Source organism: Methylophilus luteus (genome assembly GCF_042676265.1).
GTDB lineage: Bacteria > Pseudomonadota > Gammaproteobacteria > Burkholderiales > Methylophilaceae > Methylophilus > Methylophilus luteus.
This window is the reverse complement of sequence record NZ_JBHTKB010000001.1, coordinates 165,977-181,292: the sequence shown is the minus strand read 5'-3', so window position 1 is coordinate 181,292 and position 15,316 is coordinate 165,977. Positions and strand designations below refer to the sequence as shown.

The window sequence follows — 15,316 nt, the reverse complement described above, 5'->3', positions numbered from 1 at the left end:
AATTTTTATGGCAACTGCGCCAGCTGCTCGCGCAAGCTGTCTATATCGTTCTGCTCGCCACGCACGGTGAAAAAAGCGCCCTCGTCTTCTGAGCGTTCGTTCAATACCTGGCAGGTGGCGTAAATCTTGCCGCGTAGTTGTTGTGCGGTCCACGGCAGGAAGATCTCACTCTCGACCAGGTCCTGCTGGAAAAAATCAACGATCTTCTGACGCAGGCTTGCAACCTCATCGGGGCGACGCGCGCTCATGACGATGCATTCGGGGTACTTCAAGCGCAGGGCGGCCTCACACTCGGCTTGCGCCGTGGCGTCGCCCACGTAGTCTATCTTGTTGAAAACGCGGATACGCGGCACTGTATCGGCGTCGATCTCTTCAAGTACTTTATCTGTCACTTCCAACTGGCGTTCAAAACCGGGGTCGCTGGCATCGATCACATGCAGCAGCAGTGAGGCATCCAGCGCCTCATCCAGCGTAGATTTGAAAGAAGCCACCAGGCCGTGCGGCAGGTTTTTGATAAAGCCTACCGTGTCACTGACCAGCACACGTGGCACGCTCTCAGGATACAAGGCCCGCACCGTAGTATCCAGCGTGGCAAACAGTTTGTTCGCCACCAGCACCTCGCTGCCGGTCAGGGCGCGCATCAAGGTAGATTTGCCTGCATTGGTATAGCCGACCAGGGCGACACTGGCCATGGTCTGGCGCTCCTGGCGGCGTGCGCGTTGCGTTCTGCGCTCGCCGTCCATGACGATGATTTCCTGTTGCAGATCGGCAATGCGGTCGCGTATCTTGCGCCTATCGAGCTCGGTGTGCGACTCACCTGCGCCGCGACCACCCGCGCCACTGCGCTGCCGGCCTTGTGGGCCTGCCAGTTTTGCTGCCTCACGCAGACGTGGCGCCATATAGCCTAGACGCGCGATCTCCACCTGCGCGCGTGCGGCGCGTGAACGCGCATTGCGGTGAAATATCTCCAGGATGACCATGGTCCTGTCCATCACCTCGCAACCCACTTCGATCTCAAGATTACGCGCCTGGGCCGGCGAGATTTCGTGGTCAACCAGCACGGCTTCAATCTCGGGTAGTTGTGCATTCAATGCCTGAGATTCTTCATCTCCAGCATGCAGGCTGACATAATCACGGATCTCTTCGCGCTTGCCGATACCGAGATAGCCAGTGGTATCAAAGCTTGAACGCTTCTGCACAAAGGTGTTTACGATGTGATAGCCCAGCGTTTTTGCCAGTTCGCGCAGCTCGTTTAAAGAGGCTTCAAACTCAATATCACTCACATTAGGTAGCTGAACGGACGCAACCACGGCGTACCTGATGGGCTCTTTAACTTCACTTTGCATTAGGGAGTTTTGTCTCTTGGATAGCTGAGAGTAGATAGTACCTGTAAATGCAGCAACCACCATCATGCATGCTTAGATTAAATCTTAAACAATGACCGCACTGTCGATAAGCAAGCGCCGCCTAAGGCTAAGTAGGCGCTGATGGATTTAGTCGCTATCCCGCAGATTAGCTTCTAGACGGTCAAAATGAAAACTCTCCGGCAAACGCCCACGTAATGCGCGCAAGCGAGTAAGCAGCTCTTTCGCATTCGCACGTTTGCTTATTTCAAAGCTACACTCACCTGCCACATGCAAATCTATCTCATCGCCTTCTTTAAGGTCTAGTGCCTGCACAACGCTAGCAGGCAACCTTACTGCTAATGAATTACCCCACTTTGCAACTTGCATATTGGTTTGTGATCAGCCAGCGATCTTCAACTCATTGCGTATGCGCACGCGCACCAGAGGCACCAGCGTCCTCAGCATTTCATTTGCGGCTGGGACATTTTGTTTTTCCATCGCAGAAACCAATTTTTCCATCCACTCGATCTCATCTTTGAAACCATAGAGTTGAAACTTGCTTCTGGCATCTTCTAGTTGTGTCAAAAACTCAGGCTGCGTGAATGGCGCACTGTTTTTTTGAATCGCAAACCATACCACAAGGAAAGCTTCTAACGCTTTCAGCCTATATTCCAGCCGTTTTTGTGCAACGTCTTTGACGCGATTGAGATAGCCAGTCACAAACCAGCCAATCGCGACGATCAATGCAGAGACTATGGTTATCCAGTCTTTTACTTCCATCGTTTTTCTCCAGAATCCAAGGTTTGAATGAAACGGATTTGCATGAAAAGCCTTATTCATTAGCGCAGACTAGTCAATCACGCCTAGTCTGGATTCTTAAGCATCTGGCAAGCAGAAAGCTGACAAAAACTGGTACATGGTGTGCGCTTTACTACTAGCACAGTTCATAGTGGCAATCGGCTGTGCCGCTTACATACGGATGTCATGTATAGCGACTAACATCTGCTAGCTGGTCAGGTTTTGCATGCAAAGTGAATGGAACTTAACAGCCCGATCTCCATCCCACATAACTTTGTTGGGAAAAGGTTTGTTGTTTCATTCGTGAAAGTGTCTAAACCGCGTTTGCTTCACTCTGCAAGTTCAAGTAATCAATCTCCTGACTATTCATTCACCCTTAGCTTAAGGAAATAAATGACTAGCTGGCTGCAATCAAAATTCCTCAGTTTCACTATCAATGAGTGGTTTTATGCCTTGTTGATCTTCATATCCACCTATGCGGTATTGCTTCTGATATGGAAATTCGCCATCAGAAGGATCACCAAATTTGCCCTGCGCAACCCGACAAAACTGGGTGATCTGATCGTCGAGGTCATGCGCAGTACCAACCAGTTAACTTTCGCATTGTTTTCATTTCTGTTCGCCATGCATTTCCTGGAATTGAACGCCAGGTGGCTCACCCGTCTTGATTATCTTTCTTTCCTCATCATAGGTATCCAGATAGCGATATGGGTCAGCAAGGGCATCACGCTGTGGGCGAAAGCCAAAACCGTGGCCACGGATGGCTCCGCCGAAAACATGGTGCTCACCACCATGCTGTCCTGGATATTTAAAACCATAGTCTGGTCTATCGCCGTGCTCAGTATCCTGGCCAATATGGGGGTCAATATCACCGCTTTTGTCGCCAGTCTGGGCGTAGGTGGTGTGGCGGTCGCCCTGGCGGTGCAGAATATTCTCAGCGATTTATTCGCATCACTGGCAATAGGGCTGGATAAACCGTTTGTGATAGGCGATTTTATTATTTTTGGTGATGTGCTGGGGACGGTAGAACGGGTCGGCCTCAAGACTACTCATATCCGCAGCCTGAGTGGTGAGCAGATCGTCTGCGGTAATACCGAGCTGTTAAAAAACACCATACATAACTACAAACGCATGGCAGAAAGAAGAGTGGTGTTCCAGTTCCGCGTCACTTATGACACCAAAGCCGATGTGGTGGAAAAGATCCCCGAGATCGTTAAAAAAGCCGTTGCTGCAGAATCCAAAGCCAGGTTTGACCGTGCCCACTTTAAAGGCTTTGGCCTGAGCTCGCTGGATTTTGAAGTCGTTTACTATGTGCTGGATAGCAGCTACAACATTTACATGGACATACAGCAATCCATCAACCTGTATCTGATGCGCGAGCTGGAGTCTATGGATGTGAGTTTTGCTTTCCCGACCATGACACTCAATCTGTCCAAGAACCCTGAAATAAAAATGATGCTGGCCAAAGATGCATTGAGCAATACGCTGCAATAATGTGCAAACGATGTAGCTGGTGCCGATATTAACTGGTTTTATTGATAAGCCAGTAGTAAGCAATCATGAGGAGCGGGATGGCCATGGCGGCCCAGGTTAAGCAGTGCCAGATTCCGCTCCCCAACAGGGCCGCCAATAAGCCGAATGCAGTCAGCAAGGCGAGCACGATAGGCCAGGCCCATATATTGATAAAACGCTTATTCATCGTGTCTCCTGTTACACACCTTGTGCATGTTTCTGCTCCAGTTCGCAGATGCGCTGTTCAGTATGCTGTCGCCGTTTGATCCAAAGGTATAAACCACTGACCAGCACCACGATAGTCACCAGGTCTAACAAGGTCCACAACACTTTTAGCGGCAAGCCACCATAGTCACCGAAATGCAGAGGCTGTGACAGCAGCAGGGTTTTTACATACCAGGGCATTTCCCTGGTATCGGTCAGTTTGGCTGTTTGCGCGTCTATCAATGCCGGGCGTAACAAGCGTGAGGTCAGCGGCGTATTGCCTTTCAAGAATACGGTGTAATGATGCGGGCTGGAAAACATGCTGCCAGGAAATGCAACAAAGCTGACATGCATATCCGGAACCGCTTTTTTCGCTGCATCAATCGAGTCTTGCAGCGAACCCAATTGCGTGGGTGGCGGTAGCCCTTTATATGGCGCAATCATTTCCGCCATCTGGTCACTTTGCCAGACAAAGATCACGATCTGGCTCAGGGTATTGATGGTGCCGGTGATGCCCACCACCAGTGCCCAAACTAAAGTGGCTACTCCCAGCAGGTTATGGATATCCAGCCATTTCACCCTCACCTGCTTTTCGCGACGTATAGTGCCAAACGCCAAGCGCCGCATAAATGGGTGATAAAGCACGACCCCCGATACGATCGCCGCCACGAACAGCAAGCCCATAAAGCCCAAAAACAGCATGCCGGGCATGCCGGCAAACATATCCACATGCAATTTAAGCATCACATACATAAAACCGCGCTCTGGTGGTGGTGCGTCCAGCACTTGCGCCGTGCGTGTATCAATGAGCACGATATTGGAATCATCTGGAGCAGCATCCATGGTTTTTGCCATAGAAACCAGAGTCACATTAGGATGTTCATCCTGCTCCCAGAACATAAAGCGGATGACATCCTGAGGCCGCTGCTTTCTGGCAGCCTCAGCCACCTTGTCCAGACTGATATCCGGTGTCCCATGCGGCATGGGTGGTGCTTCCACCACACCGACCAAGTGCTCGATTTCTTCATGAAAGATCAAGGGTAAGCCAGTGATGCACAGCATCAGTAAAAATGCTGTGCTGATCAGGCTGGTCCACTTGTGAATCAGATACCACTTGCGGATACTCATACGATGATTTCTTTATTGAGCGCTGACACCATGCGATTAAAAGTCGGCGGTAGCCGACAACAGCAAGGTGCGCGGCATACCCAGATAGATATAGCCTTCGTTAGAAGTATTCCAGTAATCGCGGTTGAACAGGTTCTCGATATTGGCACGAATAGTCACAGGCGTATCCTGCAGTTTTGTCTTGTAACGGGCACCGATATCAAAGCGGGTGATACTTGGAATAGACAGGTTATTCGCCTGGTCCACATATTGTTTGCTGGTGTAGATGACCCTGGAAGTCAGAGTCAAACCATTCACAGGCAGCGGATCCCATTCACCGCCCAGGCTGACTTGCCAGTCAGGCACGCCAACCGCTGTGTTGCCGTCAAAAGCGCCGCCCTGGGTTTTAACAAGTTTGCCTTGCGTATAAGCACCGCCGCCTAGTAAACGTACACCTGGCGCTATTTCACCAAACACGTTCACTTCTGCACCACGGTTACGCTGCTCGCCACTCACGCTGAATGTGTTAGCAGTCGTCACTGCGCTAGGGCGTTCAATTTCAAACACGCTCACAGTGGTGGCAAGCTTGCCCCAGTCCATCTTCACACCGGCTTCTTTTTGCTTGGTTTTATAAGGCGAGAATGTTTGCCCGGCATTGGTAGTCCCCACTGGCGCGACCTGACCCTGGCTTAAACCTTCAATATAGTTGGCATATAGAGACACGCGTTCCCATGGCTTGAACACTATGCCAGCCACTGGGGTGACTTCGCCCTGATCATATTTGGCACCCGATTTGTCGCCAGTCGGCAGGCTGTAAGCCTGTTGCTCTACGCTCTGGTGCCTTGCGCCCAGGGTGACTTGCACCGTTTCATCCAGAAAAGACAAGGTATCTGCCAATGCATAACTGGTCAGCGTGGTTGCGCCATAGCGCACCATATTGTCACTCAAGCCTGAGGTGCTGGGCGTGCTGGTATACACGGGTGCAAAAATATTGTTGCTGATATTGCCAGAGACCGGCACAAAATGGATATTGGTGTTCTGGCTCACCTTGGTGACACCTGCACTGACCTGATGCCGTACCGGGCCGGTGTTGAAATTGAAGCGACTACCGGCCTCAAATGATTCCGACTTCACCTCAAACAGTTGCCACATGGCCATAGAGTTAAAGTTGCCATTGGCACTGGTCAGTTCAGGGTTACCCGCTACGGCATCCATCTGGCTGTTACGGCTACCCACGCCTGCATATACCATGATGGCATCGGTGATGTCATATTCACCACGCAGTACCATAGAACGGTCTTTCATTTGTGAACGACCATAACCCGGGTAGTTCAGTGTATTGTCTGGCGCTCTGGGCATGCTGGTCAACCCTGCACCGGCAGTGAACTGGCGAACAACCACATTGATTGTTTCCTGCTGATTAATGAAATCAGCGGTGACGCGTAGCCGTTCGCCGCGATAATCCAGCGCCAGGCTACCCATAAATTCTTCCAGCTTCTGTCTATCTATCGTGGTATCGCCTTTGCGGTACATACCGTTCAGGCGCACACCAAATGAATTATTCTCACCAAAACGGCGCCCTAAATCGGCAGTCCCGCCAAACACGGAGTCATTCATGTAAGTCAGGCCGAAACGGCTTAAAGCCTCATCCGCTGCACGCTTTGGCACAATATTGATACTGCCACCCACGTTACCACTAGGTGGCATGCCGTTCAGCAATGAGCTCGGCCCTTTGAGTACTTCAATGCGCTCAGCCATTTCAACCGGCACCCGGAAATAAGGCATCAATCCGTACATACCATTCAAAGCGATATCCTGGCTGGCTACCGTGAATCCGCGGATGGAAAAGTCTTCATTGATATTGGTGCGCGCACTGGTTTGCCGAACCGAAGGGTCATTTTGCAATACATCCCCTATGCTGCGTGACTGCTGGTCAGCAATGATGTCCGCGGTATAGTTGGTGACATTAAACGGGACATCCAGGAAGTCGCGTTCACCTAATATGCCAGCCTTACCCTGACGGGCGACCTGCGACCCAGCATAAACCTGGTTTTCTGTTTTTACTTTTGCATCAGCCACTACCACTTCGGGTAAGGTATCGACACTGCTGGAAGCTGCAGGTAAAACTGGTGCAGCTTTCTGCAATTTATAACTGCCATTCTCCTGCGTGACGGCCTGCAGGCCACTGCCGCCCAAGATGGCATTCAAGCCTGGCAATACTTCATATTGCCCGTGCAAGCCACGGCTTTGCTTGCCTTGGGTCAATTTGGCATCAATCACCAGCAAGATGCCAGTTTGCTTTGCATAAGCATTCAGCACCTGATCTAGCGAGGCAGGCGCAATATCGAATGTCTGCACTGAGGTTTGCGCGTGTTGTGACGCTTCTGCGTAGGCGCGTGGCATATAAGCCATAGACAGCATACCCGAGAGCAGCAGTAAACCTGCAAGCTGGCGGATTCGGAATTCAGGCAGTTTCGCCTGAGCTTGAACTGAGTGGGACATGGAAATTTCCTCGTTGAAAAAGTAGTCTTCTCCCCTATCCCGAACGAGAAAATAAAAGTGCTACACCTGAAGCAAGATTTTTTGCTTCAAGACATATTTAAGTGGCATGGACAGTCACCCAATACCTGGAAAAATAATCTATGCGCAATGGCAAGGCCTGTAATAACGATTGCAATACTTTATCCGTATCAAGCAAAGGAAACACACCGGAAACCACCATATTGGCTACAGTGTGATCATAGCGGATCACCCCGGAACGGTAACGGCTCAGCTCATCCAGAAAAGCGCCCAGGCGCATTTGTTCTGCCACCAGCCGCCCCTCCAGCCATGCACTTTCATTGCTATTGGCGGTTAAAGTGGTCACGGCATCATTGGAAAATCCGGCCTGCTTGCCGCTGGCGATCAACAGGCTATGCAGCCCGTTTTCCGAGCGCAGCTTGACCTGCCCCTGATGCACAGCCACCCTGGTTTCATGAGGTTTAAGACGGACATTGAATTGGGTGCCTAATGCCTGGGCTGTCCCGTGCCGTGTCTGCACCAACAGCGGTCGCGACTCATCTGCCGCAGTGCTGATATATATTTCGCCCTGGCGCAGAATGAGCCGGCGTTCGTGCTCGCCATAAGCAATATCGACAGATGTCGCCGTATTCATCATCAGCTGGCTACCATCTGCCAGCACGATTTTTTCTTGTTGCCCGGTATATGTGCGGTAATCGGCAGCCAGCGTTTGCCAGCTTTCACTATTGCGAACGATGGGCACCGTAGCGGTACTGACCGCGGCCAGCCCCAGCATCTGTAGCAATCGCCGCCGCTTGGCAGAATAGGTTTTATCTTTGAGTAGAGAAACCGCGCGCTCAGGCACTAATTGCAGCTTTTGCTGCATCACACCGATTTCACGCCACGCCTGTTGATGCACGTCACTCGCAGTCAACCACTCTTCAAACGATTGTTGCTCGGCGGCAGTCACTTCGCCAGACCACAATACGACCTGCCATTGCAATGCCTGTTTCCGGGCATGGGCATACTCCGCTGAGGGATTGATGGCACGTTGCAAGCTCATAACAGCTCCAGGCAGGCTAGTGTGGCTTTCAGCATATATTTACGCACGGCGGCAACAGAAATCCCCAGTTGATCAGCGATCTCACTATAGGTCAGGTGCTCGAACCTAGACAAAATAAACGTCTCCCGCACCTTTACCGGCAACTGATCCAGCACCTTGTCAAACTGGATCAATGTCTGCAACACGATCACTTGCTGCTCGGGGGAAGGCGTCTCGACGGCGGGCAATTGTTGCAGCCATTCCTGATAGGCCAGTTCCAGGCGTTGACGCCGATAAAGATCAATCACCAGGCCCTTGGCAATTTGCGTCAGATAGGCGCGAGATTGCTCTGGCAGAGGCCTTTTCTCTGAAACGATCAGGCGCACAAAAGTGTCTTGCGCCAGATCAGCCGCGGCATGCTGGCAAGAGAGTTTTTTGCGCAACCAGGCTTTTAACCATCCATGATGATGACTGTACAAGTGATGCAGGTGCTGCTGTACAGTAGGGTCAGACATTGACATAACTAAGTTTTAATAAGAATCATTATCAATGATACCTAACACTATCAAAGCAAATCAATGTTTATCTGGTGAGTGGTGAGCCTAAATCACAGCTTTTGCATTTACCTCACCAATCATAATATTTGTTAACGCGGGATTGGATACAGCATGTTGTCTGAACCATCTCAGGTATCTCACCTGAATATGGTTTAGTGACTGGTTTATAAGCAGACTAAACCAAATTTAGTAGTAATCTTCACGGGGGTTTGATCTGCTTCTGTAGAGAACAAATGGATGATGTGCCTTTGCTTGCACACTGCCCCACCTATTTCGCGTAAACAATAATGACTGGCGTTTTTCTCCGGATAGCAGTTAAAGCCTTCTGCAGTTAACCTAGCAATTGCGGACGGCAAAGTGAGATCAGCTAACGCTAGCTGAGCGACATAGTCGGTGAACGCCTGTTCATTTTTAAACTTATCATCTGTGCAAGCAGTTGCCGAACATGCGATCAACAGCCACAGGACATAGCGTGTGCTTATCAACTCAGACAGCCTCATTCTTCGTCTCCTAATTGCCACCCAGCGCCTTATACAGGCTCACCTGGTTCTGTAATGCTAGTTGTTGTATCTGTAAGGCCTGCGATTGTGCATCGAGCACACTGCGCTGGGCGTCGAGCAATTCCAGGTAGGTGACCAGGCCCTGATCCAGCTTGCGTTTGACCAGTTGCAAACGGCTGCTTTCCAGCTCGCTCAGGCGGGTTCTGGACGCGGATTCATCCGAAATGGCGGTGCGGGTAGACAGCACATCCATGACCTCCCTGAACGCGACCTGTATGGTTTTTTCGTAATTGGCCACCTCTATATGCTGGCGGGCTTGTGCCAGGCTGAGGTTGGCTTTGTTACGACCATAGTTAAAGATAGGGATCACCAGTTGCGGGCTGAATGCCCAGTAGTTGCTGCCGGTATCGGAGAACAGTTTTGAAAAATCCGAATTGACCAGGCCTACGTTGGTGGTCAGTTGCAGCCTGGGGTAAAACGCCGCCCTGGCAGCGCCTATATTGGCGTTGGCGGCTTTGAGCTGATGCTCGGCGGCGCGGATATCGGCTCTTCTGCTGAGCAGGGTCGAAGGCAATCCGGCCGGCGTAGTGCCCAGTTTGAGCGCAGCTAGCGGCTTGATCGTCAACGCCGTGCGCTGCGATGGTTCGCCCAGCAATAAGTACAGCGCATTTTTGGTGGTTTCAAGTTGCCGTTGCCATTGCGCATATTGCGCCTGCACTTGTTCGACCTGGATCTGCGCGGCTTTGACATCGAGTATCTGGTCTATGCCCGCTGCAAAACGGCGTTGCGTGCGTTGCAGGGTCTGCTTTCTGTCGTCCAGCGTCTGCTGCGCGAGTTTGAGTTGCGCGTGTATGCTCAGCAGGTTGACATATTGGGTGGCGATCTCGCTGACTAAGGTCGCCTGTATCGCCTGCCGGTTTTCGGCGACGGCCAGGTATTGTTCCAGAGCGGCCTGGGATAAGCTTTTGACGCGGCCAAAGATATCGATCTCGTACTCAGAGATGCCTAGCCCTACCCTGAACAGCTCTGCTTCAAAAGCCTGGCTGGAACTGAATACCGTCCTGCTGCGGTCATAAGCCAGATTGCCTTGTACGGTAGGCAGGCGGTCTGCTTTTTGTATGCCATAGGTGGCTTTGGCTTCGTCCATGCGCAACACTGCGGTTTTCAGGTCGCGGTTATGCTCCAGGCCGACCGCGATCAGCTTTTGCAGGTCGGCATCCGCGAAATAGCTTTGCCAGGTCAATGGCGGCGCTTCTGTCACCGTCTCGTTGGCGTCTTGCAGCGGGTAAGTTGCAGGCACCGGGGCTGCCGGGCGGAAATATTCGGGCACCAGTGAGCAGCTAGTGATGGCAAAGCTTAGCCCTATCAACAATGTGAGTCGTGTTAACTTCATGCAACATCCTTGCTTGCTGCCGGTTTATGCATCCAGCGGCCAACCACAATAAAAAACAGCGGCACAAAAAAGATAGCCAGCACGGTGGCGGCGATGATACCGCCCAGCACGCTGGTACCAATGGCGACTTGCGCGCCTGAGGCGGCACCGGTTGAAAACGCCAGCGGCAGCACGCCTACCCCGAATGCCAGCGAAGTCATCACTATGGGGCGCAAGCGCTCTTTGGCTGCCAGCAGACTGGCTTCTATCAGCGACATGCCCTGCAGCACATGTTCACGCGCAAATTCCACGATCAAAATAGCGTTTTTAGCCGACAGACCTATGGTGGCGATCAGGCCGACCTTAAAGTAAATGTCATTAGGCAAGCCACGGATAGTCACCCCGAGCAAGGCACCCAGCACGCCCAGCGGCACCACCAGCATGACCGCGAACGGGATGGCCCAGCTCTCATACAAGGCAGCCAGCACCAGGAACACCACCAGGATAGATAAGCCGAACAGCATCGCCGCCTGGCTGCCGGATTGTTTTTCTTCCAGCGACTGGCCGGCCCATTCAAAGCCTATGCCTTTGCCCAGGCCTTGCACCAGTTGCTCCATCTTTTGCATGGCTTCGCCACTGCTATAACCCGGGGCGGCACCGCCATTGATATTATAGGAGGGGAAACCGTTAAAGCGCGTGCGTTGCGGCGAGCCCATGCCCCACTCCAGCGTCATGATGGAAGACAGTGGCACCAGGCTGCCATCGGCCGCTTTCAGGCGTATCTTTTTGATATCGTCCAGCGTCTGCCGTTGCTTGCCATCGGCCTGTATCAACACCCTGCGCACCTGGTTGCCATAGACAAAATCGCCCAGGTAATCAGAACCCAGCAAGCTGGCCAATGTGTTATTGACTTCGTCTAGGGAGATGCCCAGCGCATTGGCTTTGCTGCGGTTGAGCTGCATATTGACCACTGGCGTATCGTAGAGGCCGGCAAACAATACATTGGCCAGTTCGGGCTGCTTGGCAGATTCTGCGATCAGGGTATCGCGTGCCTTCATCAGCGCCTCGTTGCCTACACTGGCCCTGTCCACCAGTTTCAGGTCCAGGCCGCCCACGCTGCCCAGCTCGGGCAAAGGCGGCGCATTCATGGCAAAAATACTCAGATTGGGGCGGCCAAAGAATTTCTGGTTCACCCGGTCTACAATGGCCTGCACCTGCTGCTCGGCCTTGGGCCGCTCGGCCCAGTCTTTCAGCGTGATGAACAGCATGCCGCTATTGGTGCTGGTGCCATAAAAGCTAAAGCCACCGACCTCAAAGATGATATCGACCGGTTCATTCTTCTGGATATAACTGCTCATATCGCCCAGCACTTCTGCGGTTTCTGCCAGCGTGGACCCTTGTGGCAGCGACACCATGACCATAAAGTTACCCTGATCTTCTTCGGGCAGAAAAGCACCCGGCAAACGCATGAACAACCACACCACCAGGGTCACGATCAGCGCGAATACCGCCAGCCACCGCAACGGTTTGCTGAGCAGGCCGCCAGTCAGTGCGGTATAGCGCTCAGTCAGCCGCTGAAAACTGCGGTTGAACCAGACGAAGAAACCGGCTTTGGCACCAGACTCGTGGCGCAACAAGGTCACACACAGCGCCGGCGTGAGCGACAGCGCCAGAAACGCGGAGAAAGCGATAGACACCGATAATGACAGTGAGAACTGGCGATAGATATTACCGACTGCTCCACTGAAAAACGCCATAGGGATAAATACCGACACCAGCACCGCGGTGATACCGACCACCGCACCGCTGATCTGCGACATGGCTTTTACGGTGGCGTCATAGGCCGACAGGCCTTCGTCCACGATCAGCCGCTCTACGTTTTCTACCACCACGATGGCGTCATCGACCAGGATACCGATCGCCAGCACCACGCCGAACATGGTGAGTACGTTGATGGAGTAACCCAGCCAGTACATGACAGCGAAGGTGCCCATCAGCGCGATAGGCACCACTATGGTCGGGATCAGCGTGGCGCGCAGGTTCTGCATGAACAGGTACATGACCAGGAACACCAGCAGCACCGCTTCTATCAGGGTTTGAATGACTTTTTTGATCGAGATGGAAACAAAGGCCGACGAGTCGTAAGAAAGCTGGTACACCACATTAGGCGGAAAGTACGGCTGCATCTGCTCCATGGCCAGTTTGACGCGCTTGATGGTTTCTACCGCATTGGAGCCTGGCGCCAGTTTGATCGCCATGCCGGCGGCATTCTTGCCGTTGACCTTAGAGCTGAAGTTGTAGTCGCTGCTGCCCAGTTCTACGCGTGCCACGTCCTTGACCAGCAAGGCAGAACCGTCGGGCTGGGTGCGTATGGGCACGCTTTCAAAATCTGCTACCGTTTTCAGCGTGGCTTCGGCTTCTAGCGAAACGCTTAACGGCGAACCTTCAGGCACGCCACTGGCACCGACCTGGCCTAAGGTGAGCCTGGCATTGTAGCTGCGCAAGGCACTGGAGATCTCGCTGACACTGACATTCAAGCCTGACATCTTCTGCGGGTCCGGCCAGATGCGCATGGCATATTCGGGGCTGAAAGACTGCACCTTGCCCACGCCCTGCACGCGCTTGAGGGTAGGCATCACGGTGGCAGAGGACAATTCGCCTAGGTCTATCTCGCTATAGCGGTTATCTTCAGAAGTCATGGACACGATCAGCTGAAAGCTGTCTGCCGATTTTTCCACCGTGATGCCGCTACGGCGGACGATCTCCGGCAAACGCACTTCTACACTTTTAAGGCGGTTCTGCACATCGACCGCGGCCAGGTCAGGGTTAGTGCCCTGGCGGAAAGTGACGCTGACTGACGAAGTGCCCAGGTTGCTGGTGGCTGACACATACATCAGGCCTGGCATACCGTTCATCTCACGCTCAATGATAGAGGTGACGGTCTCTTCTACCACCTTGGCCGATGCCCCAGGGTAACTGGCGGCGATATTCACCACCGGTGGTGCGATATCGGGATATTGCGCGATAGGCAACTGTTTGATGGCGATCAGGCCTGCCAGCACGATAAGGATGGCGATCACCCAGGCAAAGATAGGCCTATCAATAAAAAAACGACTCATGACTTAACTTTCTGCATGCTAGCGGCCATCACGGCGCAACAGCCTTGGTGATCTTATCGGTAGCATTCACCAGTTTGGGCGTGACTTTGCTGCCTGCGGTCTGGGTGGCGGCATTGGTCACCACCACCTGTTCGCCCGGTTGCAAGCCATGTTCGACCACCCATTGCTTGTTGACCACGCTACCGGTCTGCACCTCGCGTGACTCGAGCTCGCTTTTCGCATTGAGCACCCAGACGCGGGTAGAGAACTGGTCGCGTATCAGCGCATCCCTGGGGATAAGGATGGCATTCGGATTGGTCGCCTGGCGTATCTTCAGGCGTACATAAGCACCAGGCATCAGTTCCTGCTGCGGGTTATCGAAGATGGCGCGCATCACCACCGAGTCTGTGGTCTGGTTGACCGACACATCAGAGAAAGACAGCTTGCCGGCACTCGGGTAAGCCGTGCCATCCGGCAGTATCAGTTCTATCTTGAACTGGCCGTCGCTACCCTTGAGTTGCCCGTCACGCAGCGCCTTGCGCAAGGCGAACACCTCTGATGACGATTGTGCAAAATTCACATACACCGGGTTGACCTGTTCTACCGTGGTCATATGGGTGGCTTCGTCCTTACCCACCAGCGCGCCTTCGGTCACCAGCGCACGCCGCGCGACGCCATCTATGGGCGCGGCCACATTGGCATAGCCAACATCGAGTTTGGCGCGGTTGAGCTTGGCCTGCGCTGCTGCCACTTCGGCCTTGGCCAGTTGCACCTCGGCCTGGGCCGCGCGGTAATCACGCTGGCTCACCGACTGGTCACTCACCAGCGCCTGGTAGCGCTGCAACTTGTCATTGGCATTCACCAGGTTGGCCTCGGTGCGTGCCAGCTCGGCCTCGGCTTCCAGCCGGGTAGCCTGCAATTGCTCGGGGTTGAGCGAGAACAAGGTCATGCCCGCTTTCACGGTCTGCCCTTCCTGGTACAACCTTTTGGCGACTATACCGGTGACACGCGCCCGCACTTCGGCAATGCGGTAGGCTTCTACCCGGCCCGGCAACTCCACTTCAGCCGGAATATCGGTGTATTGCACCTTGACCACCTCCACTTCAGGCGCGCCGGCTTGCGCCTGCTCAGGCGCTGGCTGCTTGCTGCAGGCAACCAGGCCCAGTTGCAGAAACAGCGCGGTGAAAATCACAGTGGATTGAAAGCGGAATAGCGACATACACATGCCTTTAAGTACAGATGGCCCATATTCTAACCGCAGCCATTTAATTAATCAATCGT

The 15,316-nt window shown here is 53.0% G+C and carries 13 protein-coding genes; 1 reads left to right on the top strand and 12 read right to left on the bottom strand.

Going from position 1 to position 15,316, the window contains the following annotated elements; genetic code table 11:
• Nucleotides 1-5: 5 nt before the first annotated feature.
• From hflX to ACFQ1Z_RS00765, 3 genes are all read right to left on the bottom strand, one after another.
• Nucleotides 6-1,346 (bottom strand): GTPase HflX, encoded by a 1,341-nt coding sequence (hflX, locus tag ACFQ1Z_RS00775; RefSeq protein ID WP_379054662.1) that lies wholly within the window; start codon nucleotides 1,344-1,346, stop codon nucleotides 6-8.
• A gap of 147 nt (nucleotides 1,347-1,493) precedes the next feature.
• On the bottom strand, nucleotides 1,494-1,733 hold the full coding sequence (locus tag ACFQ1Z_RS00770) for an AbrB/MazE/SpoVT family DNA-binding domain-containing protein (protein ID WP_379054660.1): 240 nt from the start codon (nucleotides 1,731-1,733) through the stop codon (nucleotides 1,494-1,496).
• A gap of 12 nt (nucleotides 1,734-1,745) precedes the next feature.
• A complete protein-coding gene (locus ACFQ1Z_RS00765; RefSeq protein ID WP_379054658.1) occupies nucleotides 1,746-2,186 on the bottom strand; it encodes a hypothetical protein in 441 nt (146 codons plus the stop codon).
• Between the two features lie 351 nt (nucleotides 2,187-2,537).
• Between ACFQ1Z_RS00765 and ACFQ1Z_RS00760 the strand changes: the two genes are divergently transcribed.
• Nucleotides 2,538-3,638: a mechanosensitive ion channel family protein gene (locus tag ACFQ1Z_RS00760; protein ID WP_379054656.1), complete on the top strand. Its 1,101-nt coding sequence runs from the start codon at nucleotides 2,538-2,540 to the stop codon at nucleotides 3,636-3,638.
• Nucleotides 3,639-3,666: 28 nt separating this feature from the next.
• On the opposite strand, the gene ACFQ1Z_RS00755 is transcribed toward ACFQ1Z_RS00760, so the two are convergent.
• From ACFQ1Z_RS00755 to ACFQ1Z_RS00715, 9 genes are all read right to left on the bottom strand, one after another.
• Nucleotides 3,667-3,843, bottom strand: coding sequence for a hypothetical protein (locus ACFQ1Z_RS00755; protein WP_379054654.1), 177 nt, complete (start codon nucleotides 3,841-3,843; stop codon nucleotides 3,667-3,669).
• An 11-nt stretch (nucleotides 3,844-3,854) separates the two neighbouring features.
• Nucleotides 3,855-4,988: a PepSY-associated TM helix domain-containing protein gene (locus ACFQ1Z_RS00750; RefSeq protein WP_379054652.1), complete on the bottom strand. Its 1,134-nt coding sequence runs from the start codon at nucleotides 4,986-4,988 to the stop codon at nucleotides 3,855-3,857.
• A gap of 36 nt (nucleotides 4,989-5,024) precedes the next feature.
• Nucleotides 5,025-7,469, bottom strand: a complete 2,445-nt coding sequence (locus tag ACFQ1Z_RS00745; protein WP_379054650.1) for a TonB-dependent siderophore receptor — start codon at nucleotides 7,467-7,469, stop codon at nucleotides 5,025-5,027.
• Nucleotides 7,470-7,566: 97 nt separating this feature from the next.
• Nucleotides 7,567-8,529, bottom strand: coding sequence for a FecR domain-containing protein (locus tag ACFQ1Z_RS00740; protein WP_379054648.1), 963 nt, complete (start codon nucleotides 8,527-8,529; stop codon nucleotides 7,567-7,569).
• Nucleotides 8,526-9,023: a sigma-70 family RNA polymerase sigma factor gene (locus tag ACFQ1Z_RS00735; protein WP_379054646.1), complete on the bottom strand. Its 498-nt coding sequence runs from the start codon at nucleotides 9,021-9,023 to the stop codon at nucleotides 8,526-8,528. Before ACFQ1Z_RS00735 ends, ACFQ1Z_RS00740 begins: the two co-directional genes overlap by 4 nt.
• Nucleotides 9,024-9,229: 206 nt before the next feature.
• Nucleotides 9,230-9,565, bottom strand: a complete 336-nt coding sequence (locus ACFQ1Z_RS00730; protein WP_379054644.1) for a hypothetical protein — start codon at nucleotides 9,563-9,565, stop codon at nucleotides 9,230-9,232.
• A 10-nt stretch (nucleotides 9,566-9,575) separates the two neighbouring features.
• Entirely contained in the window at nucleotides 9,576-10,958 is a 1,383-nt protein-coding gene (locus ACFQ1Z_RS00725; RefSeq protein ID WP_379054642.1) for an efflux transporter outer membrane subunit, read from the bottom strand.
• Nucleotides 10,955-14,056 carry a multidrug efflux RND transporter permease subunit gene (locus ACFQ1Z_RS00720; protein WP_379054641.1) on the bottom strand — a complete coding sequence of 1,034 codons (3,102 nt, stop codon included), beginning with the start codon at nucleotides 14,054-14,056 and terminating at the stop codon, nucleotides 10,955-10,957. The genes ACFQ1Z_RS00725 and ACFQ1Z_RS00720 overlap by 4 nt, the downstream gene beginning before the upstream one ends.
• 28 nt (nucleotides 14,057-14,084) lie before the next feature.
• Nucleotides 14,085-15,254, bottom strand: coding sequence for an efflux RND transporter periplasmic adaptor subunit (locus ACFQ1Z_RS00715; RefSeq protein WP_379054639.1), 1,170 nt, complete (start codon nucleotides 15,252-15,254; stop codon nucleotides 14,085-14,087).
• Nucleotides 15,255-15,316: the final 62 nt, after the last annotated feature.

Excerpts from the sequence above, each read along its gene's own strand:
- ACFQ1Z_RS00730 (WP_379054644.1), bottom strand. The coding sequence starts at position 9,565 with ATGAGGCTGTCTGAGTTGATAAGCACACGCTATGTCCTGTGGCTGTTG.
- ACFQ1Z_RS00750 (WP_379054652.1), bottom strand. The coding sequence starts at position 4,988 with ATGAGTATCCGCAAGTGGTATCTGATTCACAAGTGGACCAGCCTGATC.
- ACFQ1Z_RS00765 (WP_379054658.1), bottom strand. The coding sequence starts at position 2,186 with ATGAATAAGGCTTTTCATGCAAATCCGTTTCATTCAAACCTTGGATTC.
- ACFQ1Z_RS00715 (WP_379054639.1), bottom strand. The coding sequence starts at position 15,254 with ATGTCGCTATTCCGCTTTCAATCCACTGTGATTTTCACCGCGCTGTTT.
- ACFQ1Z_RS00760 (WP_379054656.1), top strand. The coding sequence starts at position 2,538 with ATGACTAGCTGGCTGCAATCAAAATTCCTCAGTTTCACTATCAATGAG.
- ACFQ1Z_RS00770 (WP_379054660.1), bottom strand. The coding sequence starts at position 1,733 with ATGCAAGTTGCAAAGTGGGGTAATTCATTAGCAGTAAGGTTGCCTGCT.
- ACFQ1Z_RS00720 (WP_379054641.1), bottom strand. The coding sequence starts at position 14,056 with ATGAGTCGTTTTTTTATTGATAGGCCTATCTTTGCCTGGGTGATCGCC.
- ACFQ1Z_RS00725 (WP_379054642.1), bottom strand. The coding sequence starts at position 10,958 with ATGAAGTTAACACGACTCACATTGTTGATAGGGCTAAGCTTTGCCATC.
- ACFQ1Z_RS00745 (WP_379054650.1), bottom strand. The coding sequence starts at position 7,469 with ATGTCCCACTCAGTTCAAGCTCAGGCGAAACTGCCTGAATTCCGAATC.
- hflX (WP_379054662.1), bottom strand. The coding sequence starts at position 1,346 with ATGCAAAGTGAAGTTAAAGAGCCCATCAGGTACGCCGTGGTTGCGTCC.
- ACFQ1Z_RS00755 (WP_379054654.1), bottom strand. The coding sequence starts at position 3,843 with ATGAATAAGCGTTTTATCAATATATGGGCCTGGCCTATCGTGCTCGCC.
- ACFQ1Z_RS00740 (WP_379054648.1), bottom strand. The coding sequence starts at position 8,529 with ATGAGCTTGCAACGTGCCATCAATCCCTCAGCGGAGTATGCCCATGCC.
- ACFQ1Z_RS00735 (WP_379054646.1), bottom strand. The coding sequence starts at position 9,023 with ATGTCTGACCCTACTGTACAGCAGCACCTGCATCACTTGTACAGTCAT.